A 21,919-nucleotide genomic window follows, 5' to 3' on the forward strand; every position below is an offset into this window, starting at 1 on the left:
CACCGGCTCGAAAGCGAGACCATGGCAACGCCCGCGCATGTCGCGATCATCATGGATGGAAATGGACGCTGGGCCAAGGCTCGCGGCCTGCCGCGGCTTGCCGGCCATCGCGCCGGCGTCGAGGCCCTGCGCAAGACGGTGCGCGCCGCACCCCAGCTCGGCATCTCCTACCTGACGGTCTACGCCTTCTCCTCGGAAAACTGGTCGCGGCCGAAATCCGAAGTCAGTGACCTGATGGGTCTCTTGAAGCTCTTCATCCGTCGCGATCTCGCCGAGCTGCACCAGAACGGCGTGCGGGTGCGGGTGATCGGCGACAGGGAAGGGTTGCAGCCGGACATCAGCGGGCTGCTGCAGGAGGCCGAATCGCTGACCGCGGCGAACGAGGCGCTGACGCTGGTCATCGCCTTCAACTATGGCGGCCGCGACGAGATCGTGCGCACCGCGCGCAAGCTTGCCGCCGCCGTGGCGCGCGGCGAGATGACAAGCGACGCGATCACGATGGAGAGCTTTGCCGATTCGCTCGACACCATAGGCATTCCCGATCCCGATCTGGTGATCCGCACGAGCGGCGAACTGCGGCTGTCGAATTTCCTCTTGTGGCAGGCTGCCTACAGCGAGCTCGTCTTCCTGCCCTGCTACTGGCCGGACTTCAGCCGGGAGCATCTCGCCGACGCGCTGCGCGATTTTGCCGGCCGGGAACGCCGCTTCGGCGGGCTCGCCGCCCGCGACGTGGCCTTGTAGCCGGCGTCCATGAGCAATCTCCAGCAGCGCGTCATCTCGGCCATCGTGATGGCGGCGGTCACGCTTGGGCTCACCTGGCTCGGCGGGCTGCCGTTCCGGCTGTTTGGCGCGGCGATCGCGGCGCTGATCTTCTACGAATGGACGCGGATGTCGCGTCATGGCGACGGCGCGACCCTTGGCTTCCTACCGGAAGCGCTGGTTCTGGTCTTCATCGGCGCGCTGATCGCCGGCCTGCCGGCGCTGTGGCTCCTGCTTCTGGTCGCAGCTCTCGCTGCAATCACCGCCGTCGCCGCTCGGCTGAAGGGCGCGGCACAATGGGAGGCATCGGGGTTGGTCTACGCGGCTTTGTCCGGCCTTTCGCTCGCCTATCTGCGCGACGACGGCCATTCCGGCCTGATCGCGATTCTTTTCCTGTTCGCCGTGGTCTGGGCGACCGACATAGCGGCTTATTTCGTCGGCCGCTCGGTCGGCGGGCCGAAGCTCGCGCCGTCGATCTCGCCCGGCAAGACGCAGAGTGGCGCGCTTGGCGGCGCTGTCGGCGGCGTTGCTGCCGGATTGCTGCTGGCAATCGCGTCCGGAGCCGGCAATCTCGTGACGCTTGGCCTTGTCGCCCTGGCACTCTCGATCGTGTCGCAGATCGGCGACCTGTTTGAATCCTGGGTCAAGCGTCGGCACGGCTGCAAGGATTCGAGCAATCTGATTCCTGGGCATGGCGGTGTCATGGATAGGGTCGACGGGCTTGTCGCGGCGGCTTTCACCCTGTACGTCATCGGTTGGATTGCGGCGGGCGCCGATCATCCGGCAATGGGGCTGTTTCCGAACTGAATGGGCGTCGCCGGTGGGCGAAAAACGACGCGTGCCACGGATTCGCCCGGATTGATGCCACAGTCGCGGCGGACGGTCGCGCTGGGCGAATTTGAGGGCATGACTTGAACGAGATTCTTCACGCGCTCTTCAGCACGCAAGGTTTTGTCCTCGGCACCCTGGTGCCGTTCCTGTTCGTGCTTACCGTCGTGGTGTTCGTCCATGAGATGGGCCATTACCTCATCGGTCGCTGGTGCGGCATCGGGGTGAAGGCTTTTGCAGTCGGCTTCGGTCCGGAACTCTTTGGTTTCAACGACCGCCACGGCACCCGCTGGAAGCTTTGCGCCATCCCGCTCGGCGGCTACGTCAAATTCGTCGGCGACATGAACGCGTCATCGAGCCAGCCGAGCGCCGAAGACCTCGAATCATTGACCGAGGCCGAGCGCGAGGTCGCCTTCCACACCCAGCCAATCTGGAAACGCGCGGCGACCGTGGTTGCCGGACCGCTGTTCAATTTCCTGCTGACGATCGCCGTGTTCGCAGTGCTGTTTTCGCTCTACGGCCGTCCGGTCATGGAGCCGATGGTGGCCGAGGTCACCGCCGGCAGCCCGGCGGCGCGGGCAGGCATCCAGCCCGGCGACCGATTCGTCAAAGTCGACGGCAGCAAGGTGGAGACCTTCGCCGACGTTCAGCGCCTGGTCTCGGGCCGCGCCGGCGACGCCATCACTTTCACCATGTTGCGCGACGGCAAGGAAATCACCGTCACGGCGACGCCGGAGCCGATCGAGCAGCAGGATGCGCTGGGCAACAAGGTCAAGGTGGCGATCATCGGTGTCGCCAACAATGCCGAACTCGGGCAGCCGCGACTGGTCTCCTATACGCCCGCGGGCGCGCTGGCGGCGGCTGTCGAGGAAACCGGGCATGTCATCGAGCGCACCGGCCAGTTCCTGAAGCGCTTTGTTGTTGGGCGCGAAGACAAATGCGCGCTGGGCGGACCGATCAAGATCGCAAAAATGTCGGGTCAGGCGGCCAAACTCGGCTTCGAGTGGCTGGTGCAGCTTGTTGCATTCCTGTCAGTCGGGATAGGAATTCTCAATCTGCTGCCGATTCCCCCTCTCGACGGAGGTCACCTCTTGTTCTACGGCGTGGAGGCCGTCATAAGGCGGCCCGTGTCGGAGCGAATGATGGAGATGGCCTACCGGGCCGGGCTCTTTCTGGTGCTCGGATTCATGGGCTTCGTTTTTTGGAATGATCTGTTTGGGTGCTGAAATCATGAAGAAATTTGGCTTCGGCCCCGGCCACATTGAGACGCCGTTTACCATGCGTGGGGATATGCGTGACACGAAAGCCACGCAACAGGGTTAAGTAAATACAAATTAACCGGGAGCCTTGCGTGTAGGGGAAATCCGGTTAATACGGTAAGGGAAAATACCGCACGTCCGGTTTTCTCGCCGTGGGGACTACGAGAAAAAGGTACAAAAGCCCGATGAAGGCAGCATCCAAGTTTCTGAGCGCCGCGTCCGCGGCGGCTTTGTCCGCCGCCCTGGTTTTGCCAGGCGCGCTCGCAGTGCAGTTCGTTGCCACATCGGTAGCAGAAGCAGCAGTGGTCAGCAGGGTCGAGGTCAGCGGCAACCAGCGTGTCGATGCCGAAACCATCCGCAATTACATTTCGATCAAGCCGGGCAAGGCGTTCTCAAGCGCCGACATCGACAGCGCCGTGAAGGCCCTGTTCGGCACCGGGCTGTTCTCGGACGTCCAGATCAACCAGGTCGGCTCGACCCTGGTCGTCAAGGTTTCCGAATACAAAGTCGTCAACCAGGTCCTGTTCCAGGGCAACAAGAAGCTCAAGGACAACGCGCTCCAGGCTGCCGTCCAGCTGAAGCCGCGCGCGACCTTCTCGCAGCAGGCGCTCGACGCCGACGTCGAGGCGGTCAAGGCTGCCTATCGGCGCATCGGTCGCGACGACGCCGCCGTGACCACCCAGATCATGGATCTCGGCGACAACCGCGTGAACGTTGTCTTCAACATCAACGAAGGCGGCCGTACCCAGATTGCCGCCATCAATTTCGTCGGCAACAGCGCGTATTCCAGCCGCCGGTTGTCGGACGTAATCAACACCAAGCGTTCGTCCTGGCTTTCGTTCGTGTTGCGCGACGACGTGTATGACGAGGACAAGCTGCGCGCCGACCAGGAGTTGCTGCGCCGTTTCTATTACAATCACGGCTATGCCGACTTCCAGGTCGTTTCCGCCGTCGGCGAGCTCGACGACACCACCAACAAATACACGGTGACGATCACCATTCAGGAAGGCGAGCGCTACACCTTTGGCGACATCAGCGTCGAGAGCACCATCCCCGAGGTCGACTCCAAGTCGCTGGAATCGGTGGTCGAGACCCACAAGGGCGATGTCTACAACGCCAAGGATGTCGAAGATTCGATTGTCGCTCTGACGGAGAAGGTCGCCGGTTCGGGCTATGCCTTTGCCCAGGTGACGCCGCGCGGCGACCGCAATTTCGAGAATCACACGATCTCGGTCGTCTACACCATCGACCAGGGCACCAAGGCCTATATCGAGCGCATCGAAATCCGCGGCAACGACCGCACGCGCGACTATGTCATCCGTCGCGAATTCGACGTCAGCGAAGGCGACGCCTTCAACCAGGTTCTCATCCAGCGTGCGAAGAAGCGGTTGGAAGCGCTGGATTACTTTGAGAAAGTCGACATCTCGACTGTTCCTGGGTCGGCTCCCGACCAGGTCGTTCTGGTGGTCGACGTGGTCGAGAAGTCGACCGGCGAGTTCTCGGTTGGCGCCGGCTATTCGACCGGCGGCGACACGCCGGGTCCATCCGTCGAAGGTTCGATCACCGAGCGCAACTTCCTGGGCCGCGGCCAGTACATCAAGTTGTCGGCCGGCGGCGGCAAACATTCGCGCGACTACGCGCTCTCCTTCACGGAGCCGTATTTCCTCGGCCGGCGTATCGCCGCGGGCTTCGACATCTACAAGTCGACCCGTGAGTACAATCACTACGACACCGACGTCACCGGCGCGACCATTCGCTTCGGTCTGCCCATCACCGACAGCATCTCGACGCAGCTGGCGTACAATATCTCGCAGGAGAAGTATTCGCTGGCTGATGGCTGCTTGACTAACGGGGTTTACGACCCGGCCAAGTGCACCATCTCCCCGGCGATACGGGACGGCGTTGCCGAAAGCCCTTGGGTCAAGTCTTCGGTCAGCCTCGGCCTGGTCTACAACACCATCGACGACATGAAGAACCCGCATGAGGGTCTCTACATCACCGGCACGACCGAAGTTGCTGGTCTCGGCGGTGACGCCAAGTGGGTGAAGCTGACCGGGCGCGCAAGCGTGTACCAGACCTTGTCCGAGCAGCTCGACCTGGTCGGCCTGGTGTCGGGTGGCGCTGGCTATATCGCGGGCTACGGCAATGGCGATCTGCGCATCTTCGACCACTTCCAGAGCAACGACCGCATGATCCGCGGCTTCGCCTATGGCGGCATTGGTCCGATTGCCAGCGACAACAGCGGCGACCATCTCGGCGGCACGACCTATTTCAATGCATCTGCGGAAGCCCAGTTCCCGCTGCCGGTCATTCCGGAAAGCTTCGGCTTGCGCGGCGCGGTGTTCGCCGACGCGGCAACGCTCTACGGCAACAAGCTTGATCCGAGCCTGGTAAAGGCTGGATCGGCGGACCTGCATTTGCGCGCTTCGGTCGGCGTCGGCCTGATGTGGGCTTCGCCGTTCGGCCCGATCCGCATCGACTATGCGATCCCGGTCGAGAAGCAGCCGGGCGACGACGTGCAGGAATTCAACTTCGGCATAGCGACCCGTTTCTAATCCGCGGGTTACAAAGCTTCCGGGCCTGACGGCCCGGAAGAGGCTGATCCGACCGAGCTGGATACTATTTGTGGAATGACCGATCCGGTGTTCTTCGCGCCTTCACGCCGGTATACGGCTGGCGAGGTCGCGAATCTGACCGGCGCCAATCTCCTCGATACCTCGCAGGCCGAGATCGCCATCGAAGCGCTGGCGCCCGCCAATGAGGGCGGTGATGGGGCGCTGGTCTTTGTCGACGGCAAGCGCAATTTCGCTTTGATGCAATCGCTCAAGGCGGCTGCCGTGCTGTGCCCTGCCGACTTTGCCAACAGAGCGCCGCAGGGAATCGCCGTGCTGGTGCATCCGCGCCCGCAGCAGGCCTTCGCCATGGTCGGACGGCTGCTCTTTCCGCAGGCTGCCACTCCGGGGCCGATGACCGGCGAAACCGGTATTTCGCCGCAGGCGCATATCGATCCGTCCGCGCATGTCGAAAGCGGAGCGATCGTGGAGGCAGGCGCCGTGATCGGTCCCGGTGCAGCCATAGGCGCCGGCACGGTCATTGCGCCGCATGCCGTCATTGGCCGCTCCTGCAAGATAGGCCGCGACGGTTACGTCGGGCCGGGCGCCAGCATCCAATATGCGCTGATCGGCAATCGCGTCATCATTCATGGCGGCGCAAGGATCGGCCAGGACGGGTTCGGCTTCGTGGGCGGTGCCAAGGGACCCGAACGCGTGCCGCAGATCGGTCGCGTCATCATCCAGGACGACGTGGAGATCGGCTCCAACTCGACCGTCGATCGCGGCGCGATGTCGGACACCGTCATCGGACAAGGCACCAAGATCGACAATCTGGTGCAGATCGCCCACAATGTTCGCATCGGCCGCAATTGCATTATAGCCGGGCTTTCGGGTATTTCCGGTTCCGTCGTCGTGGGCGACAACGTCACCATGGGTGGCGGTGTCGGCCTTGCCGACCATTTGACCATCGGTCCGGGAGCCAAGCTTGCTGCGAGAAGTGGATTCATGAGCAACGTGCCGGCAGGCGAGGTCTGGGGAGGCTATCCGGCGCAGCCGATGGCGGAAGCCATGCGCGAGATCGCGATGCTGCGGAGGCTGGCCAGGACGCGCAAGCAGGGCGACGGAAATGGCTGACATGGTGGCGACGACACTCGAGGCGGTCGACATAATGGGGCTCATGAAGCTCCTGCCGCACCGTTATCCGTTCCTGCTGATCGACCGCATCGTCGACATCGACGGCAACGACTCCGCCGTGGGCATCAAGAATGTGACGATCAACGAACCGCACTTCCACGGCCATTTCCCGGAGCAGCCGGTGATGCCGGGCGTGCTCATCATCGAGGCCATGGCGCAGACGGCCGGCGCGATCTGCATCCGCAGCCTCAACACGGAAAAGCCGTCGCTGGTCTATTTCCTGACCATCGACAACGCGAAATTCCGCAAACCGGTCGTTCCAGGCGACCAGCTGAAGATCCACGTCAAGAAAATAAAGATGCGCGGCAACCTGCTCAAATTCGCCTGCGAGGCCATGGTGGATGGCGCGAAGGCGGCGGAAGCCGAAATCTCGGCTATGATGGTTACCGGCTGACGGTTCGAAATGCTCATGAAAATCCAGACATCGATCCATCCTTCCTCGATCATCGAAGAAGGGGCGCAACTCGGCGAAGGCGTCCGCATCGGACCATTCTGCCATGTGAGCGCCGACGCCGTGATCGGCGACCGGGTCGAACTGGTCAGCCACGTCTCGGTGATGGGCGCGACCACCATCGGTGCCGCGACCAAGGTCTATCCGATGGCGATCCTGGGCGGCCCGCCGCAGAACACAAAGCATAAGGGCGGCCGCACCACGCTGGTCATCGGCGAGAACTGCACGATCCGCGAAGGCGTCACCATGCATCTCGGCACGGATTCCAGCCGCGGCGAGACGACCGTGGGCGACAACGGCAATTTCCTTGCCTATGCCCACATCGCCCATGATTGCGTCGTCGGCAGGGACGCCACTTTTGCCAACGGGGCAACGCTCGGCGGACATTGCGAAATCGGCGACAACGTCTATATAGGCGGCCTCAGCGCCGTTCATCAATTCGTGCGCGTCGGCGACAATGCCTTTCTCGGCGGGTGCTCGGCTTTTGTCGGCGACGTCATTCCTTACGCCATCGCCGCCGGCAACCGCGCCAGCTTGCGTGGCCTCAACATCATCGGCCTGAAGCGCTCCGGTCTGCCGCGCGCCGAAATCTATTTATTGCGCAGGGCTTACAGGATGATCTTCGACCGCTCCCGCACCGTTGCCGAGAATGTCGAAATCGCCAAGACGGAATTCGCCTCGTCGCCAACGGCCATGAAGATCATCGATTTCATCACCAGCCGCGGCAAGCGGCACTATGCCGTTCCGTCGCTCAAGGGTGGCGGCGACGATGACAATGGCGATGACGAGGGCTGATCCGGCGGGATCAGCGCTTGAACTTGCGCCGGGCTCCAGGGTCGGGATCATCGCCGGTGGCGGCAGCCTGCCGGTGGAAGTTGCCGATGGTCTCGCCGCGCACGGCTATCCGCCCTTCGTCCTGTTGATGGAGGGTGAGGCTGACTGCAAGCAACAACTCGGCCGATACGAGAACGTCACCATGGCGCTCGAGCAGATCGGCTCTCTGGTGTCCACACTGAAACACCACGGTGTGACCCATCTGGTGCTTGCCGGCGAAATCAAGCGCAGGCCAAGGCTGAGCAACATGCGTCCCAGTCTCGGGTTGTTGGCGATCGTACCGTCGGTGATCGCTGCACTGGCGCGCGGCGACGATGGGCTTTTGAAGGTTCTGACGCGGGGCCTCGAAAAGCGGGGCATCAAAGTCGTCGGCGCGCATGAGGTCGTGCCCGAACTGACGGCCGGTGAAGGCACGTTGACGGCGACCCGGCCAAGCAAATCCGACTGGCGCGATATCGAGGCGGGCCGTGCGGCCGCCAAGGCCATCGGCGCGCTCGACATCGGCCAGGCGGCGATCGCGATCGCAGGTCGGGTCATCGCGCTGGAAGGCGTCGAAGGCACCAACGGCCTGCTCGAAAGGACACGCGACTTGCGCGGGCACGGCAGGCTCGCCGGGAAGACGCGCGGCGTTCTCGTCAAATGTGCCAAGCCGGGCCAGGAATTGCGCGCCGACCTGCCTTCGATAGGGCCGCAGACGGTCGAGGCGGCACATGCCGCCGGCCTTGCCGGCATAGCCGTCGAAGCCGGCCGCTCGCTAATCCTCGAAGGCCCGACAACACTGGCGCGAGCAAATGCGCTCGGCTTGTTCATTGTCGGGCTCCCGGCAACGGGGTCGGCTGATGGCAGGTGAGAAGCCGCTCAAGATCGCAATCGTCGCCGGTGAGGAATCCGGTGATCTGCTCGGCGCTGACATCGTGCGCGCACTGGAGAGGACGACCGGCCGCAAGATCCGGCTCGTCGGCATTGGCGGCCGGCATCTGCAGGAACTGGGGCTGACACCGCTTTTCGACGGCAGCGAGATCGCGCTGATGGGCTTCAGCGCTGTCTTGCGCGATCTGCCGCGGCTGATGCGCCGGATCAGCCAGACGGCCGCCACCGTTGCGGCCGAGCGGCCGGATTGCCTGGTTACCATCGACAGTCCCGACTTTTCGTTGCGTGTCGCCAAAAAGGTCCGCGCTACGGCCCCCGCCATCCCGATCGTCCACTATGTCTGTCCGAGCGTGTGGGCATGGCGACCGGGCAGGGCGGTGGCGATGAAGCCTTATGTCGACCACATCCTCTGCATCCTGCCTTTCGAGGTGAAGGCGCTCGCTCGTCTTGGCGGGCCGCCCGGCACCTATGTCGGCCATCGGCTGACGCAGGATCCGGGCGTGCTTGGCGCCGCCAAGGCGCAGAGCTTGCCTCGCGACCTGTCGGAGGATCGCGTCAAGACCCTGCTTGTGCTGCCGGGCTCGCGCCGCGGCGAGGTGCGCCGGCTGATCGAGCCGTTCGGCAAGACGATGTCGGTTCTGCGCCAGCGTGGCCACCGGTTACGCCTGCTGCTGCCGACGGTGCCGCATGTCGCCGACTTGGTGAAAACGTCGGTCGCGACGTGGGACGAGAAACCCGAGATCATCACCGAACCGGAGCGCAAATGGCAGGCTTTCGGCAAGGCCGATGCGGCTTTGATCGCGTCCGGAACGGTTTCGCTGGAGCTGGCGCTTTCCGACGTCCCGATGGTCTCCAGCTACAAGCTCGACCCGATCGCCAGACAGTTGGCGCAGCATCTCGTGACGACGTGGTCGGCGCTGCTGCCCAACCTGATCGCCGATCGCGCTCTGGTGCCGGAGTTCTACGACCAGTATGTCAGGCCGGAGAACCTGGCGCGTCAGCTGGAAGCCCTGTTTGTCGACACCGGCATGCGCGCCTGGCAGAAAGCGGGCTTCGCCGAGATAGCCAGGCGCATGGCGACCGAGAGGCCCTCCGGCGAAATCGCCGCCGAGGTGGTGATGGGGTGTATTAGGAAGGGAGTAGTGAGTAGTGAGTAGAGAGTGCGCGGCATTCACTGTGTCAGCGCCACTACTCACTACTCCCTATTCACTACTCACTCATCTCTTTGCAATCGGCACGTAGTCCCGTTCCGTTGCGCCGGTGTAGAGCTGGCGAGGGCGGCCAATCTTCTGGTGCGGATCCTCGATCATTTCCTTCCACTGCGCGATCCAGCCGACGGTGCGGGCAACCGCGAACAGCACCGTGAACATGGTGGTGGGGAAGCCCAGCGCCTTCAGCGTGATGCCGGAATAGAAGTCGACATTGGGATAGAGCTTCTTGGCGATGAAATACTCGTCGGTCAGTGCGATCTTCTCCAGCTCCATCGCGATGTCGAGCAGCGGATCATCCTTGATGCCGAGCTCGCCCAGCACCTCATGCGCCGTCTTCTGCATGATCTTGGCGCGCGGATCGTAGTTCTTGTAGACGCGGTGGCCGAAACCCATCAGGCGGAACGGATCGTTCTTATCCTTGGCGCGGGCGATGAACTCCGGGATGTGGTCGACATGGCCGATCTCGCCCAGCATGTTGAGCGCCGCCTCGTTGGCGCCGCCATGCGCCGGACCCCACAGGCAGGCGATGCCGGCGGCGATGCAGGCGAACGGATTGGCGCCCGAAGAACCTGCAAGCCGAACGGTCGATGTCGACGCGTTCTGCTCGTGGTCGGCGTGCAGGATGAAGATGCGCTCCATGGCGCGCGCCAGCACCGGATTGATCTTGTACTCCTCGCACGGCACGGCAAAGCACATGTGCAGGAAGTTCGCCGCGAAGCCCAGATCGTTCTTCGGGTAAATGAAAGGCTGGCCGATGTGGTATTTATAGGCCATCGCCGCGATCGTCGGCATCTTGGCGATCAGGCGCATCGAGGCGACCATGCGCTGGTAGGGATCAGAGATGTCTGTCGAGTCATGATAGAAGGCCGACAGCGCGCCGACCACGCCGCACATGACGGCCATCGGATGCGCGTCGCGCCGGAAGCCGGTGAAGAAGCGCGACATCTGCTCATGCACCATGGTGTGGCGCGTCACGCGGTAGTCGAAGTCGTCCTTCTGCGCCTTGGTCGGCAATTCGCCGTAGAGCAGGAGGTAGCAGACCTCGAGGAAGTCGCCATGCTCGGCAAGCTGGTCGATCGGGTAGCCGCGATGAAGCAAGATGCCGGCGTCGCCGTCGATGAAGGTGATCGCCGACTCGCAGCTCGCCGTCGAGGTGAAGCCTGGATCGTAGGTGAACGCCCCGGTGGTGCTGTAAAGCGCGCCGATGTCGATGACGTCAGGCCCGGTCGAGCCGCTTCGCACCTTCAATTCGTGGGTCTTGCCGGCGAGTTCGAGCTTGGCGGTCGACTCATGCGCCTTGCCGCCCGATTCCAGTTTTGTCGCAGCTTCGCTCATTCTCAAACTCCTTTATGTTTCCTCATGCCGGCAAGGCAATTCCTGCAAACGACACGTCGAAATCACCGGAATGCGCGAACTTACCACCGCATTTTAGGAGGTGCGTGCCTGATTGGGCCAAGGCCTAATGTTGCACTGCGAAACACACCTTTCAATGCCAATCTTTTTGGGCCAGTTCGCTCCTAATCGATTTGATCTCCAATCCGCGCCAGGGCCTCCTCGCGTCCCAACACGGCAAGCACGTCGAAGACGCCAGGCGAGGTGCTGCGGCCGGTGAGCGCGGCTCTCAGCGGTTGCGCCACGGCGCCAAGCTTGTGTCCGCCGGCCTGGGCAAAGTCACGAATTGCGGCTTCCGCGGCCGCGGCGCTCCATTCGCCGGAAACCGCGGCGAGCGCGGCATGAGCACCGCGCAAAGTGGCGCGCGCCTCACCGCCGAGCAACCCAGCGGCCTTCTCGTCGAGCTGCAGGGGGCGTTTTGCGAACAGGAAGGCGGCTCCATCCACGAGTTCGACCAGCGTCTTCGCCCGCTCCTTGAGGCCGGGCATGGCGGCCAGCAGTTGCGCCTTGCGCCTGTCGTCGAGCTTTGCCGCGAGCGCCGGGCCTCCTTCGAGATGGGGCAAGGTGGCGACGAACACGTCGACGAGGGCCTTGTCGTCCATCTGGCGCATATGCACGCCGTTGAGCGCCTCGAGCTTGGCGAAGTCGAAACGCGCGGCGCCCTTGTTGACGTCGCCGATATCGAACCAGGAGATCATGTCCTTGATCGACATCACCTCGTCGTCGCCATGGCTCCAGCCGAGCCTCGCCAGATAGTTGAGCAGGGCCTCCGGCAGATAGCCCATCGCGCGATAGGCCTCGACGCCGAGCGCGCCGTGGCGCTTCGACAGCTTGGCGCCGTCGGCGCCGTGGATCAGCGGGATGTGCGACATCGACGGCACGGTCCAGCCCATGGCGTTGTAGATCACGGTCTGGCGCGCGGCGTTGGTCAGATGGTCGTCGCCACGGATAATGTGGGTGACGCCCATGTCATGGTCGTCGACGACCACGGCATGCATGTAGGTCGGGTTGCCGTCCGAGCGCAGGATGATGAAGTCGTCGAGATCCTTGTTCGGAAAGCGCACCTCGCCCTGCACGCGGTCATGCACGATCGTCTCGCCTTCGGTCGGCGCCTTGACGCGGATCGCCCCCTTGACGCCGGCAGGCGCCCCGGACGGATCGCGGTCGCGCCATTGGCCGTTGTAGCGCGGCGGCATGCCCTTGGCCCGCGCCGCCTCGCGCATGGCATCGAGTTCCGCCGGCGTCTCGTAGGCGTAATAGGCCTTGCGCAGGCGCACGAGCTCCTCGGCGACCTCGCGGTGGCGCGGGGCGCGCTCGAACTGGGAGACGGCGTCGCCGTCCCAGGAAAGGCCAAGCCAGGTCAGTCCTTCCAGGATGGCGGCTGTCGCAGCCTCGGTGGAGCGCTCGCGATCGGTGTCCTCGATGCGCAGCAGCATCGTGCCGCCGGTGTGCCTGGCGTAGAGCCAGTTGAACAGCGCCGTCCGCGCCCCGCCGATGTGCAGGTAGCCGGTGGGCGAGGGGGCAAAGCGGGTGACGACCTTGTCGGACATGGAACTCTCGAAGAAGCACTGAAACGGGCGTGATTGCGCGGGCTTTCGCGCAGGTGGCGTTCATGTAGCATAGGAGGTCTGGGGCGCAAGGGGCAGACCCGATGGCTGGACGTGGCCGGGGCGAGGAGGAGGGCGAAGGGACGACGGCTGGCGTCAGCGAGCGCTTGCTGTTTGCCGGCGCCGTGCCTGCCGAAGCGATGCCGGTCCTGCTCCCGGAGCGGCACCTGCCTGTGGACGTTCCATCGCCCGACGGCACCCCCGCCCGCCCGACGTCTCCGCCGGCAGCCATCGACCGGATCCGCCGACAGTTCCGCGGCGCTTCGTTTTCCGTGTTTCGCCGGAGCGTCGCCGTCGCGGCCGCTACCGAACTCGACCGCGGCGTCGGCTTCCTGCTGGTGCCGGTGTTCCTGGCCGCCGGCGTGATCCTCTATTTTTCCTTGAATGCCGAGCCGGACCTCTACAGGCCGCTGGCGGCGGCAGCGCTGATGGCTGTCTGCGTGGCGGTCTCGCGCTCTTGGCCGAAGACGCATCTCGTCTTCATGGCGGCGCTGTTTTGCGCCTTGGGCTTCGTCGCCGCGAAGGTCGAGACATGGCGCGTCGCAACACCTATGCTCGGCTCCGAAATCCAGACGCGGCTGACCGGGCGCGTCGTCGTCGCCGAGGAGATGGCCAATGGCCGGGTGCGGCTGACCATCGATCTCGTGTCGACCGCGCATCCGACGCTGCGCTACGCGCCGGACCGCGTCAGGCTCTCGGCTCGCAGGATGCCGCCGGACATGAAGGCTGGATCGCTGGTGACGGGCTATGCGCGGCTTTTGCCGCCGACAGGCCCGGTCCGCCCCGAGAGTTATGATTTTTCCTTCGACAGCTATTTTTCCGGCATCGGCGGCAGCGGCTTTTTCCTAGGCGATCCGAAAGTCCTTCCGGCAACCGCCCCGCCGGCAGAGACGAGCATCGCCTCGGCGATCGAAAACGCGCGCGAGAACATCGCCGATCACATCAGAAGCACCGTCGGCGGACCCGAAGGCGAAATCGCCGCGGCGTTGATTGTCGGCGTTCGCGCCGGCATTCCCGAAGACATCAACGAAGCGATGCGGCGCACCGGCATCTATCACATCATCTCAATCTCCGGCCTGCACATGGCGCTGGTCGCCGGCACGATCATGTTCCTGCTGCGCGGCGCCTTTGCGCTGTTTCCGGATTTCTCGTCGCGCCGGCCGGTGAAGAAATACGCCGCGGCGATCGCGCTTGCCTCGATCGCCGCTTACCTCGTCATCTCCGGCATCGTGGTGGCGGCCGAGCGGAGCTTCATCATGCTCGCCGTGATGCTGGTCGCCGTGCTCTTCGACCGCGCGGCGCTGACGATGCGCAATTTGGCGATCTCGGCCATCGCCGTCATCCTTGTCTCGCCGCACGAAGTGGTCGGTCCGAGCTTCCAGATGTCCTTCGCGGCCACCGCCGCCCTGGTCGGCGCCTATGCCGGCTTTGCCGACTATCGCGCCGGCAAAGCGACCGTGCCGCCGGCAAAGCGCTCCTTCCTCGGGTTCTTGTCGCGAAAACTGGCGATTGGCGTGGGTGGCGCCGCCGTAACCTCGCTCATCGCGGGCAGCGCGACACTACTGTTTGCGATCTGGCACTTCCAGCGCGTCTCGCCGCTCAGTCTGCTCGCCAATCTGGCGGTGATGCCGATCGTTTCGCTGATCGTCATGCCGTTCGCCGTGCTGAGCGCGTTGGCGATGCCGTTCGGTTTCGACGGTCCGTTCCTCTACGTGATGGGCAAGGGCCTGACTGCGACGATTGCCATTTCGGTATGGATTTCCGAGCGCTCGCCCGTCGATGCCGTGGGATTGATCTCGATCCAATCGGTGCTGCTGGCGACGATCGCGCTGGTCATCGCGACCATGGCCACCACCTGGCTCAGATTGGCAGCCGTGCCGTTCGCGCTTGCTGCTCTGCTCACCATTCCGCATGTCCGCACGCCGGATGTGTTGATCTCGGAGGACGCGCATCTGGTGGCAATGCCGATCGGCGGCGGCGAGCTCGCTATCAACCGCGAACGCTCCAACGAGTTCACCATCGACAACTGGAAGCGCGCGCTGAAAGCCGAGGAAATCGTGCCGCCGGAGACATTCGCCAAAGGCGCGCTGGATATCGCAGATCCCGTCGACCTGCCGCCGGGATCGCCATTCTATTGCACCGGCGATCTCTGCATCGGCCGGCATCCGTCCGGCGCGATCGTCGCGTTGGCGGAAAATCGCAACAGCGCCAGGCCGGCCTGCGGCTATGCCGACCTCATTGTCATCAACGACGCCACGGCCTACAATCCTTGCCGCGATCCACGCATTCTTGTCGTCACCAAACGCCAACTTGCTCGCCATGGAAGCGCTGCCGTCTTCTTCGATCCGCAATCGGCGACGGCGCAACCTGTCATTCAATACGCCGTCGAGAAGCCCTATCGCCCCTGGCACGAACAGCGGAGCTACTCGCGCGAGGCGAGGGGCCTGGCGCCTTACAAGCGGCCCGAAAAGCCAGAGGCAAAGCCACAGCCGCTCAGTAGCGGCGAATGAGTCCGACTAGCTTGCCCTGCACCTTGACCCTGTCCGGCCCGAAGATGCGGGTCTCATAGGCGGGATTGGCGGCCTCGAGCGCGATCGAGGCACCCTTGCGGCGGAAGCGCTTCAGCGTCGCTTCCTCGTCGTCGACGAGGGCCACCACGATTTCACCCGGGCTTGCCGTGTTGGCGTTGCGGATGATGACCGTATCGCCGTCGAAGATACCGGCCTCGATCATCGAGTCGCCTTTGACTTCCAGGGCATAATGCTCGCCGCCCGCGATCATGTCCGGCGGCACTGTGATCGAATGCGTCTGATGCTGGATGGCATCGATCGGCACACCGGCGGCGATGCGACCCATGACCGGAATGGATACGGCCGAAACGACGTCGTCATCATTGCTGGGCGTAGGCGTGCGCGAGGGCGCCGCAGGCTTGATCTGCCGGCCGAGATTGCCTTGGCCGCCCTGGATGACGCTTGGCGAGAATTTCTTCGCCGCATTGAGGCCGGGCGCGATCGAATCGGGCAGCCTCAGGACTTCCAGGGCACGCGCCCGGTTCGGCAGCCGGCGAATGAAACCGCGCTCTTCCAGCGCCGTGATCAGGCGATGGATGCCCGACTTCGAGGCAAGGTCGAGCGCTTCCTTCATCTCGTCGAAAGACGGCGGAATGCCGCTTTCCTTGAGCCGTTCATGGATGAACATCAGGAGTTCATGTTGTTTGCGCGTCAGCATGGCGGCCCCCATGGGTTCTGAAACCAGAATCAGAAAAACAAACCCAGAACAAACACTATCTGTTCCAGTTGTGTTCCGCAACCGTTTAAAGTTTAGTGAATGTGTTGACGTTTTGTTCAGCGTAACATCAGAACGCTGCATTCGGCGCCGGCTTCCGCCGCCGGGGCGAAGGGCTCGCGCACGATCAGGCCGTTGGCGTCGGCGAGCGTCCTCAGCATCGAGGAATCCTGGATGCCGAACGGTGTCGCGACCAGCCGTCCGGCCTCCTCGCGCACGACGGCGCGCACATAGTCCTGCCTGAGATCGTTGGCGCGCATCGCGGCGGCCAACCGGGCGGCGCGGATGTCCTGTCGGTAGTTGCGGCCACCCAGCCGCGCCAGAAGCGGCTTCAGGAACAATTGCGAGCAGACAAGGCTCGCCACCGGATTGCCGGGCAGGCCGATGCAGCGGATGTTGCCTAGGCGGCCAAACATCAACGGTTTGCCGGGGCGCATGGCGATCTTCCAGAAATCGAGCTGCATGCCTTCGCCGGTCAGCACGTCGTGGATGAGGTCGTGGTCGCCGACCGAGGCGCCGCCGAGGGTGACGATGATATCGGCGCCGGCTGAGACCGCTTTCCTAACCAGAGCCGCGATTGCGTCCTGCCGGTCGGCGGCGATGCCGAGGTCGAGCGCGCGCGCCCCGACCGACTGGGCCGCGGCTGCGACGCCATAGGCATTGGACGAGATGATCTGGTCCGGGCCGAGCGCGCTGCCGGGCGGCAGCAATTCGTCGCCCGTGGCGATGATGGCCACCAGCGGCTGCCGCACCACGGTGAGGCTCGGATGGTTGGCCGACGCCGCCAGCGAGAGCGCCGCAGGATCGAGCTGGCGGCCTTTTTCGAGGAGCAGGTCGCCCTGGCCAAAATCGAGCCCGCGGCGACGGACGTTGCGTGCTTCCGCCGTCGGCTCGGTCACCTCGATCCGGCCGCGGCCGAGGTCGCGGACATTCTCCTGGATGACCACGGTGTCGGCGCCTTCGGGGAGCGGCGCGCCGGTGAAGATGCGCACCGCTTCGCCATTGCCGACGGAGCCGGCAAAGCCGCGTCCTGCGGGCGCCATGCCGATCACCGAGAGGCGCGCCGGAGCCGAAGCCACGTCCGCGGCGCGGGCGGCATAGCCGTCCATGGCCGAAGCGTTGAAGGGCGGCTGGGTGCGCAGCGCCACCATGGGTTCGGCCAGAACGCGGCCGGCGGCGTCAGCCAGCGGAACGCTTTCGCCAGGCAGCGCGGTTGCGCCATCCAACAGGCGCTCGAGCGCTTCGGCGACCGGAACCAGCGCCATCTTAAGAACCTGCTCCATGTTTGGCGGCTTTGTAGTCGCCCGACTTGCCGCCGGTCTTCTCGACCAGCCTGATGCCGGAAATCACCATGGCGCGGTCCGCCGCCTTGGCCATGTCATAGATGGTGAGGCAGGCGACCGACGCCGCGGTCAGCGCCTCCATCTCCACCCCGGTCTTGCCGGTGACGCGAGCAAGCGCGGTGACCCTCAGGCCGGGCAGCGCCGGGTCGGGCTCGATATCGACCGCAACCTTGGTGAGAAGCAGCGGATGGCAGAGCGGAACAAGCTCATGCGTCTTCTTGGCGGCCATGATGCCGGCGATGCGCGCCGTGCCAAGCACGTCGCCCTTCTTGGCGTCGCCGGCCAGGATCATCTCCAGCGTTTCCGCCCGCATGGAAACAAAACCTTCGGCGATTGCCGTGCGCGTCGTCTCGGCCTTGTCGCCGACATCGACCATGTTGGCTTCGCCCTTGGCGCCGAGATGGGTAAGCGCAGGCATCCTCAAACGGCCTTAGAACGACGTGCGTCCACTTGGACGCACAAAGCACGCTCTAACACTTTGAATCTATGCATCGTGCTCTCCGAAAATCGGAGTCGATTTTCGGGCCGATGCATCGGCCGGAGCCTTGCCCGTCAGCAGAAGCGCGGTCGCGGCGGCCACGTCGGCCTGCCGCATCAGGCTCTCGCCAACGAGGAAGGTGCCGATCTTGCTCTTCTCCAGCCGGCGGCAGTCCTGATGGGTGAAGATGCCGCTTTCGCTGACCAGTAGCCGGTCGGCCGGCACCATGGCGGCAAGCCGCTCCGAAACGTCGAGGCTGGTCTCGAAGGTCCGCAAATCGCGGTTGTTGATGCCGATCAGCCGTGACGAGAGCATGAGCGCGCGCTCCATCTCCTTCTCGTCATGCACCTCGACCAGCGCGTCCATGCCGAGCTCGAAGGCCGTTGCCTCGAGCTCGCCGGCCAGAGCGTCGTCGACGCTTGCCATGATGATGAGGATCGCGTCCGCGCCCCAGGCCCGCGCCTCGTGGACCTGGTACGGGTCGAAGAGGAAATCCTTGCGCAGGGCGGGCAGGCCGACGGCGGCGCGCGCGGCTGTCAGAAAGCCCGGCGCGCCCTGGAAGGACGGGGCGTCGGTCAGCACCGAGAGGCAGGCCGCTCCGCCTTGCTGGTAGGCCCTGGCGAGCGCCGGCGGATCGAAGTCGGCGCGGATCAAACCCTTGGAGGGGCTGGCCTTCTTGATCTCGGCGATCAGCGCGAAGCCGCCGGCCTTCCGCCTGGCCTCGAGGGCCGCAAGGAAGCCGCGCGGCGGTTCTGCATCCTTCGCCTTCGCCTTGACCTCGGCAAGCGGCGCGCTGAGCTTCGCCGCGGCGATCTCTTCGCGCTTGTAGGCTTCGATCTTGCGCAGGATGTCGGACAAGGTTCTAACCGTTCGAAATCTCGATGAGCTTGTCGAGCACCGCAAGCGCCCGGCCGCTGTCGATGGCTTGCGCGGCGGCCCCAATGCCGTCGGCGAGCGTCGTCGCCTTGCCGGCCACCACCAGCCCGGCGCCGGCGTTCATCAGCACGGTGTCGCGATAGGCGCCGGCATCGCCGCGCAGCATATCGCGCAATGCCTTGGCATTGTAGGCCGCATCGCCGCCGCGCAGCTCTTCCTTGCTGTGGCGCTTCAGCCCCACCGCTTCCGGGGTGAGCGTGAAGCTGTGGATTTCACCGCCGGCAAGCTCAGCCACCTGCGTTTCGCCGGTGGTGGTGATCTCGTCATAACCGTCGCCATGCACGACCCAGGCGTGATCGGCCCCGAGTGCTTTCAGTGTCTCGGCCACCGGCATGATCCATTCCGGCAGGAAGACGCCGACCATCTGGCGGCTGACGCCGGCCGGGTTGGACAGCGGTCCAAGCAGGTTGAAGATCGTGCGGGTGCCGAGCTCGCCGCGGATCGGTCCGACATGCTTCATCGCCGGATGATGCGCCGGCGCGAACATGAAGCCGACTCCGGCCTCGTGGATGCAGCGGCCGATCGTCTCCGGCGGAATGTCGATCTTGACGCCGAGCGCCATCAGCACGTCGGCGGAGCCGGTCAGCGAGGACAGGCCGCGATTGCCGTGCTTGGCGACCGGAACGCCCGCCGCCGCGATGACGAAGGCCGAGGCGGTCGAGATGTTGACCGAGTGCGAGTTGTCGCCGCCGGTGCCGACGATGTCGATGGCGCCATGCGGAGCTTCGACGCGCAGCATCTTGGCGCGCATGGTGGCGACCGCGCCTGAAATCTCGCTCACGGCCTCGCCGCGCACGCGCAGCGCCATCAGGAAACCGCCGATCTGGCCCGGCGTCGCATCGCCCGACATGATGATGTCGAAAGCCTCGCGCGCTTCCTCGAAGGAGAGCGCGGTGCCAGTGGCGACCTTGGCTATGTGTGTCTTGAGAGCGCTCATCGTGTCTGTGCTTGCGATACGGCGGCCGGATCGATGCGAACGTCATACTGCGACTGCAGCTGCGCCACCAGCTGGTCGAGCAGGTCGTCGGATATGCCGGCGCTGAAGGATTTCTGCGCATCGTCCGGGACGGAGCTGCCATCGGCGCCGGCCGGTTCAAAGACTTCGGCGACCTTGAACAGGATCTGGCCGTCGCCGGTGGGCGAGGGGATCAGGCCCGTGCCGCCTTCGCCGACGCCGAACATGGCCGCGGCACCTTCCTTGCCGAAATCGGCATCGTCGGCTTCGCGCTTCAGGCCGCGCTTGGTCTGCTTCTCGAGCTTCAGCTCGCCTGCGATCACATCGAGCGCCGTGCCGGCCTTGAGGCGCTTTTCCAGCTCCCCGGCCTTCGCGTCGAGCCGCTTGTCGGTCTCGGCGGCGGTCCAGTCGGCCGCCACCTTCTGGCGGACTTCGTCCAGCGTGCGGTCGCGCGCTGCCGTGATCGATTGGACTTCGTAGAACACGAAGCCGTTGTCGGCGGTCGTCAGGCCTTCATTCTCCGTGTTCGGCTCGGCCTCGAAGACCGCCTTGATGAGGTCGGCCGATTGCGGCAGGTCGTTGACGACCGTGTCGTCCGGCCGCTGGCCGGTGCGGTCGATGGCGTCGACGGTGACGACCTTGAGCTTCAGCTTTTCCGCCGCCTGGGCAAGCGAGGCGCCCGAAGCGCGGGTGTCCTCGTAGCTGTCGTGGACGTCGAGCAAGATGCGGCTCGCCTCGCCGAGCGCCATGTCCTTGCGGATCTGGTCGGACACTTCGGAGAGCGACTTCACCACCTGCGGCTTGATCTCGGTGACGCGCAGCAGCACCGGGCCGAAGGCGCCCTGGACCACCGGGCTCACCTCGTTGGCGTTGAGCGAGAAGGCTGCGTCGGCGACCGCCTTGTCGGCGATCTTGTCCTTGGCCAGCGTGCCGAGCAGCGTGTCGGCCTGTGTCTTGCCCTCGGCGGTGACGATCTTGTCGAAGGTGGCGCCGGTCTTCAGGGAGTCATATGCCGCCTTGGCCGCGTCCGGCGTCTTGAACACCAGCTGTTCGATGGTGCGCATTTCGGGCGTGGTGTAGCGCGCCTTGTTCTTGTTGTAGTCGTCGGCGACCTGGCTGTCGGTCACCGCCGTCGGGTCCATGATGTCCTGCGGCTCGAGCCGGACATAGGAGAACTTGCGGTACTCGGGCGCGGCGTAATTCTTCTTGTTGGCCTCGAAATAGGTTTTCAGCGCACTGTCGGCCGGCGCCTCGATCGGCTGCACCAGCGTCTTCGGCAGGACGAGATAGTCGATCGTGCGATCCTCGCCGCGATAGAGCGCGACCGCCTTCAGGAAGGTCTGCGGCGCCTTGAGGCCGTCGGAAATCGCCTCGACGATCTGCTGGCGCACGGCCACCTGCGAGCGATTCTTGAGATAGTCCTCCGGGCGCATGCCGACCTGGCGAAGCAGATATTCGAAGGTCCTGCGGTCAAACTGGCCGCTCGGGCCTTTGAAGGCCGGATCCTCGTGCGTCAACTCGGCCAGCCGGTCCTTGGAAAGCCCAAGCCCGAGCTTACGGGCCTGCTCGTCGAGCACGGCACCAGAAACGAGTTGCGCCAGAACCTGGTTGTCGATGCCGAGCAGCTTCGCCTGCTCCCGCGTGATGCGCTGGCCGTATTGCTGCGACAGCAGATTGATCTGGCGATCGTATGCCAGGCGGTACTCGTTGATCGACACCGTCGTGCCGCCAGCGGTAATTACGGAATGATGGCCGGCCAAGGTTCCCGACAGACGCCCGGAAATACCCCAGACGGCAAAGCTCACCACCAGCAAGGATAGCAACGCCTTCGCGACCCAGGTGCCCGCCGCGCTTCTCAATAAACCAAGCATGCTTACTTCCGATTTTTGCGCATTTTCGCATGCGCCGAGTCTGAAACAAGCGCAATAGCGTCCTTCCGGTCCACTGTCGATTGCTTTGTGGCTT

At 64.4% G+C, this 21,919-nt stretch carries 18 protein-coding genes; 10 read left to right on the top strand and 8 right to left on the bottom strand.

Going from position 1 to position 21,919, the window contains the following annotated elements:
* Positions 1-21: 21 nt before the first annotated feature.
* From EJ067_RS32645 to lpxB, 9 genes are all read left to right on the top strand, one after another.
* Positions 22-741, top strand: coding sequence for an isoprenyl transferase (locus EJ067_RS32645; RefSeq protein WP_126089182.1), 720 nt, complete (start codon positions 22-24; stop codon positions 739-741).
* 9 nt (positions 742-750) lie between these two features.
* Positions 751-1,566 (top strand): phosphatidate cytidylyltransferase, encoded by an 816-nt coding sequence (locus tag EJ067_RS32650; RefSeq protein WP_126089183.1) that lies wholly within the window; start codon positions 751-753, stop codon positions 1,564-1,566.
* 104 nt (positions 1,567-1,670) lie between these two features.
* On the top strand, positions 1,671-2,813 hold the full coding sequence (gene rseP / locus EJ067_RS32655) for an RIP metalloprotease RseP (RefSeq protein ID WP_126089184.1): 1,143 nt from the start codon (positions 1,671-1,673) through the stop codon (positions 2,811-2,813).
* Between the two features lie 218 nt (positions 2,814-3,031).
* Positions 3,032-5,401, top strand: a complete 2,370-nt coding sequence (gene bamA / locus EJ067_RS32660) for an outer membrane protein assembly factor BamA (RefSeq protein ID WP_126089185.1) — start codon at positions 3,032-3,034, stop codon at positions 5,399-5,401.
* Positions 5,402-5,476: 75 nt separating this feature from the next.
* Entirely contained in the window at positions 5,477-6,532 is a 1,056-nt protein-coding gene (gene lpxD, locus EJ067_RS32665; protein ID WP_126089186.1) for a UDP-3-O-(3-hydroxymyristoyl)glucosamine N-acyltransferase, read from the top strand.
* Complete coding sequence (fabZ, locus tag EJ067_RS32670; RefSeq protein ID WP_126089187.1) at positions 6,525-6,986, top strand: 3-hydroxyacyl-ACP dehydratase FabZ; 462 nt, start codon at positions 6,525-6,527, stop codon at positions 6,984-6,986. The genes lpxD and fabZ overlap by 8 nt, the downstream gene beginning before the upstream one ends.
* 15 nt (positions 6,987-7,001) lie before the next feature.
* The gene (lpxA, locus tag EJ067_RS32675; RefSeq protein WP_126089188.1) at positions 7,002-7,838 is read left to right on the top strand and encodes an acyl-ACP--UDP-N-acetylglucosamine O-acyltransferase; all 837 of its coding nucleotides are present in this window, start codon (positions 7,002-7,004) and stop codon (positions 7,836-7,838) included.
* Positions 7,825-8,727: an LpxI family protein gene (locus EJ067_RS32680; protein ID WP_126089836.1), complete on the top strand. Its 903-nt coding sequence runs from the start codon at positions 7,825-7,827 to the stop codon at positions 8,725-8,727. Before lpxA ends, EJ067_RS32680 begins: the two co-directional genes overlap by 14 nt.
* Entirely contained in the window at positions 8,717-9,904 is a 1,188-nt protein-coding gene (lpxB, locus tag EJ067_RS32685; RefSeq protein WP_126089189.1) for a lipid-A-disaccharide synthase, read from the top strand. The genes EJ067_RS32680 and lpxB overlap by 11 nt, the downstream gene beginning before the upstream one ends.
* Positions 9,905-9,964: 60 nt before the next feature.
* On the opposite strand, the gene gltA is transcribed toward lpxB, so the two are convergent.
* Both gltA and gltX read right to left on the bottom strand, forming a co-directional pair.
* A complete protein-coding gene (gltA, locus tag EJ067_RS32690) occupies positions 9,965-11,293 on the bottom strand; it encodes a citrate synthase (RefSeq protein WP_126089190.1) in 1,329 nt (442 codons plus the stop codon).
* A gap of 182 nt (positions 11,294-11,475) precedes the next feature.
* Positions 11,476-12,900, bottom strand: coding sequence for a glutamate--tRNA ligase (gltX, locus tag EJ067_RS32695; RefSeq protein ID WP_126089191.1), 1,425 nt, complete (start codon positions 12,898-12,900; stop codon positions 11,476-11,478).
* A 101-nt stretch (positions 12,901-13,001) separates the two neighbouring features.
* Between gltX and EJ067_RS32700 the strand changes: the two genes are divergently transcribed.
* Positions 13,002-15,467 carry a ComEC/Rec2 family competence protein gene (locus EJ067_RS32700; RefSeq protein ID WP_126089192.1) on the top strand — a complete coding sequence of 822 codons (2,466 nt, stop codon included), beginning with the start codon at positions 13,002-13,004 and terminating at the stop codon, positions 15,465-15,467.
* On the opposite strand, the gene lexA is transcribed toward EJ067_RS32700, so the two are convergent.
* The 6 genes from lexA to EJ067_RS32730 all read right to left on the bottom strand — a co-directional run bounded on the left by lexA (position 15,451) and on the right by EJ067_RS32730 (position 21,825).
* Entirely contained in the window at positions 15,451-16,185 is a 735-nt protein-coding gene (gene lexA, locus EJ067_RS32705; RefSeq protein ID WP_126089193.1) for a transcriptional repressor LexA, read from the bottom strand. The two genes, EJ067_RS32700 and lexA, sit on opposite strands and share 17 nt — an antisense overlap.
* A gap of 116 nt (positions 16,186-16,301) precedes the next feature.
* Positions 16,302-17,507 carry a gephyrin-like molybdotransferase Glp gene (glp, locus tag EJ067_RS32710; RefSeq protein WP_126089837.1) on the bottom strand — a complete coding sequence of 402 codons (1,206 nt, stop codon included), beginning with the start codon at positions 17,505-17,507 and terminating at the stop codon, positions 16,302-16,304.
* Position 17,508: 1 nt separating this feature from the next.
* On the bottom strand, positions 17,509-18,003 hold the full coding sequence (moaC, locus tag EJ067_RS32715; protein WP_126089194.1) for a cyclic pyranopterin monophosphate synthase MoaC: 495 nt from the start codon (positions 18,001-18,003) through the stop codon (positions 17,509-17,511).
* Positions 18,004-18,069: 66 nt separating this feature from the next.
* Entirely contained in the window at positions 18,070-18,921 is an 852-nt protein-coding gene (trpC, locus tag EJ067_RS32720) for an indole-3-glycerol phosphate synthase TrpC (RefSeq protein WP_126089195.1), read from the bottom strand.
* A gap of 4 nt (positions 18,922-18,925) precedes the next feature.
* Entirely contained in the window at positions 18,926-19,936 is a 1,011-nt protein-coding gene (gene trpD / locus EJ067_RS32725; RefSeq protein ID WP_126089196.1) for an anthranilate phosphoribosyltransferase, read from the bottom strand.
* Positions 19,933-21,825: a SurA N-terminal domain-containing protein gene (locus tag EJ067_RS32730; protein WP_126089197.1), complete on the bottom strand. Its 1,893-nt coding sequence runs from the start codon at positions 21,823-21,825 to the stop codon at positions 19,933-19,935. The genes trpD and EJ067_RS32730 overlap by 4 nt, the downstream gene beginning before the upstream one ends.
* Positions 21,826-21,919: the final 94 nt, after the last annotated feature.

The organism is Mesorhizobium sp. M1D.F.Ca.ET.043.01.1.1, from assembly GCF_003952385.1.
Taxonomy (GTDB): Bacteria; Pseudomonadota; Alphaproteobacteria; order Rhizobiales; family Rhizobiaceae; genus Mesorhizobium.

Excerpts from the sequence above, each read along its gene's own strand:
- gltX (WP_126089191.1), bottom strand. The coding sequence starts at position 12,900 with ATGTCCGACAAGGTCGTCACCCGCTTTGCCCCCTCGCCCACCGGCTAC.
- EJ067_RS32650 (WP_126089183.1), top strand. The coding sequence starts at position 751 with ATGAGCAATCTCCAGCAGCGCGTCATCTCGGCCATCGTGATGGCGGCG.
- lexA (WP_126089193.1), bottom strand. The coding sequence starts at position 16,185 with ATGCTGACGCGCAAACAACATGAACTCCTGATGTTCATCCATGAACGG.
- EJ067_RS32730 (WP_126089197.1), bottom strand. The coding sequence starts at position 21,825 with ATGCTTGGTTTATTGAGAAGCGCGGCGGGCACCTGGGTCGCGAAGGCG.
- lpxA (WP_126089188.1), top strand. The coding sequence starts at position 7,002 with ATGAAAATCCAGACATCGATCCATCCTTCCTCGATCATCGAAGAAGGG.
- lpxD (WP_126089186.1), top strand. The coding sequence starts at position 5,477 with ATGACCGATCCGGTGTTCTTCGCGCCTTCACGCCGGTATACGGCTGGC.
- lpxB (WP_126089189.1), top strand. The coding sequence starts at position 8,717 with ATGGCAGGTGAGAAGCCGCTCAAGATCGCAATCGTCGCCGGTGAGGAA.
- EJ067_RS32680 (WP_126089836.1), top strand. The coding sequence starts at position 7,825 with ATGACGAGGGCTGATCCGGCGGGATCAGCGCTTGAACTTGCGCCGGGC.
- EJ067_RS32645 (WP_126089182.1), top strand. The coding sequence starts at position 22 with ATGGCAACGCCCGCGCATGTCGCGATCATCATGGATGGAAATGGACGC.
- EJ067_RS32700 (WP_126089192.1), top strand. The coding sequence starts at position 13,002 with ATGGCTGGACGTGGCCGGGGCGAGGAGGAGGGCGAAGGGACGACGGCT.
- bamA (WP_126089185.1), top strand. The coding sequence starts at position 3,032 with ATGAAGGCAGCATCCAAGTTTCTGAGCGCCGCGTCCGCGGCGGCTTTG.
- gltA (WP_126089190.1), bottom strand. The coding sequence starts at position 11,293 with ATGAGCGAAGCTGCGACAAAACTGGAATCGGGCGGCAAGGCGCATGAG.
- trpD (WP_126089196.1), bottom strand. The coding sequence starts at position 19,936 with ATGAGCGCTCTCAAGACACACATAGCCAAGGTCGCCACTGGCACCGCG.
- glp (WP_126089837.1), bottom strand. The coding sequence starts at position 17,507 with ATGGCGCTGGTTCCGGTCGCCGAAGCGCTCGAGCGCCTGTTGGATGGC.
- fabZ (WP_126089187.1), top strand. The coding sequence starts at position 6,525 with ATGGCTGACATGGTGGCGACGACACTCGAGGCGGTCGACATAATGGGG.
- moaC (WP_126089194.1), bottom strand. The coding sequence starts at position 18,003 with ATGCCTGCGCTTACCCATCTCGGCGCCAAGGGCGAAGCCAACATGGTC.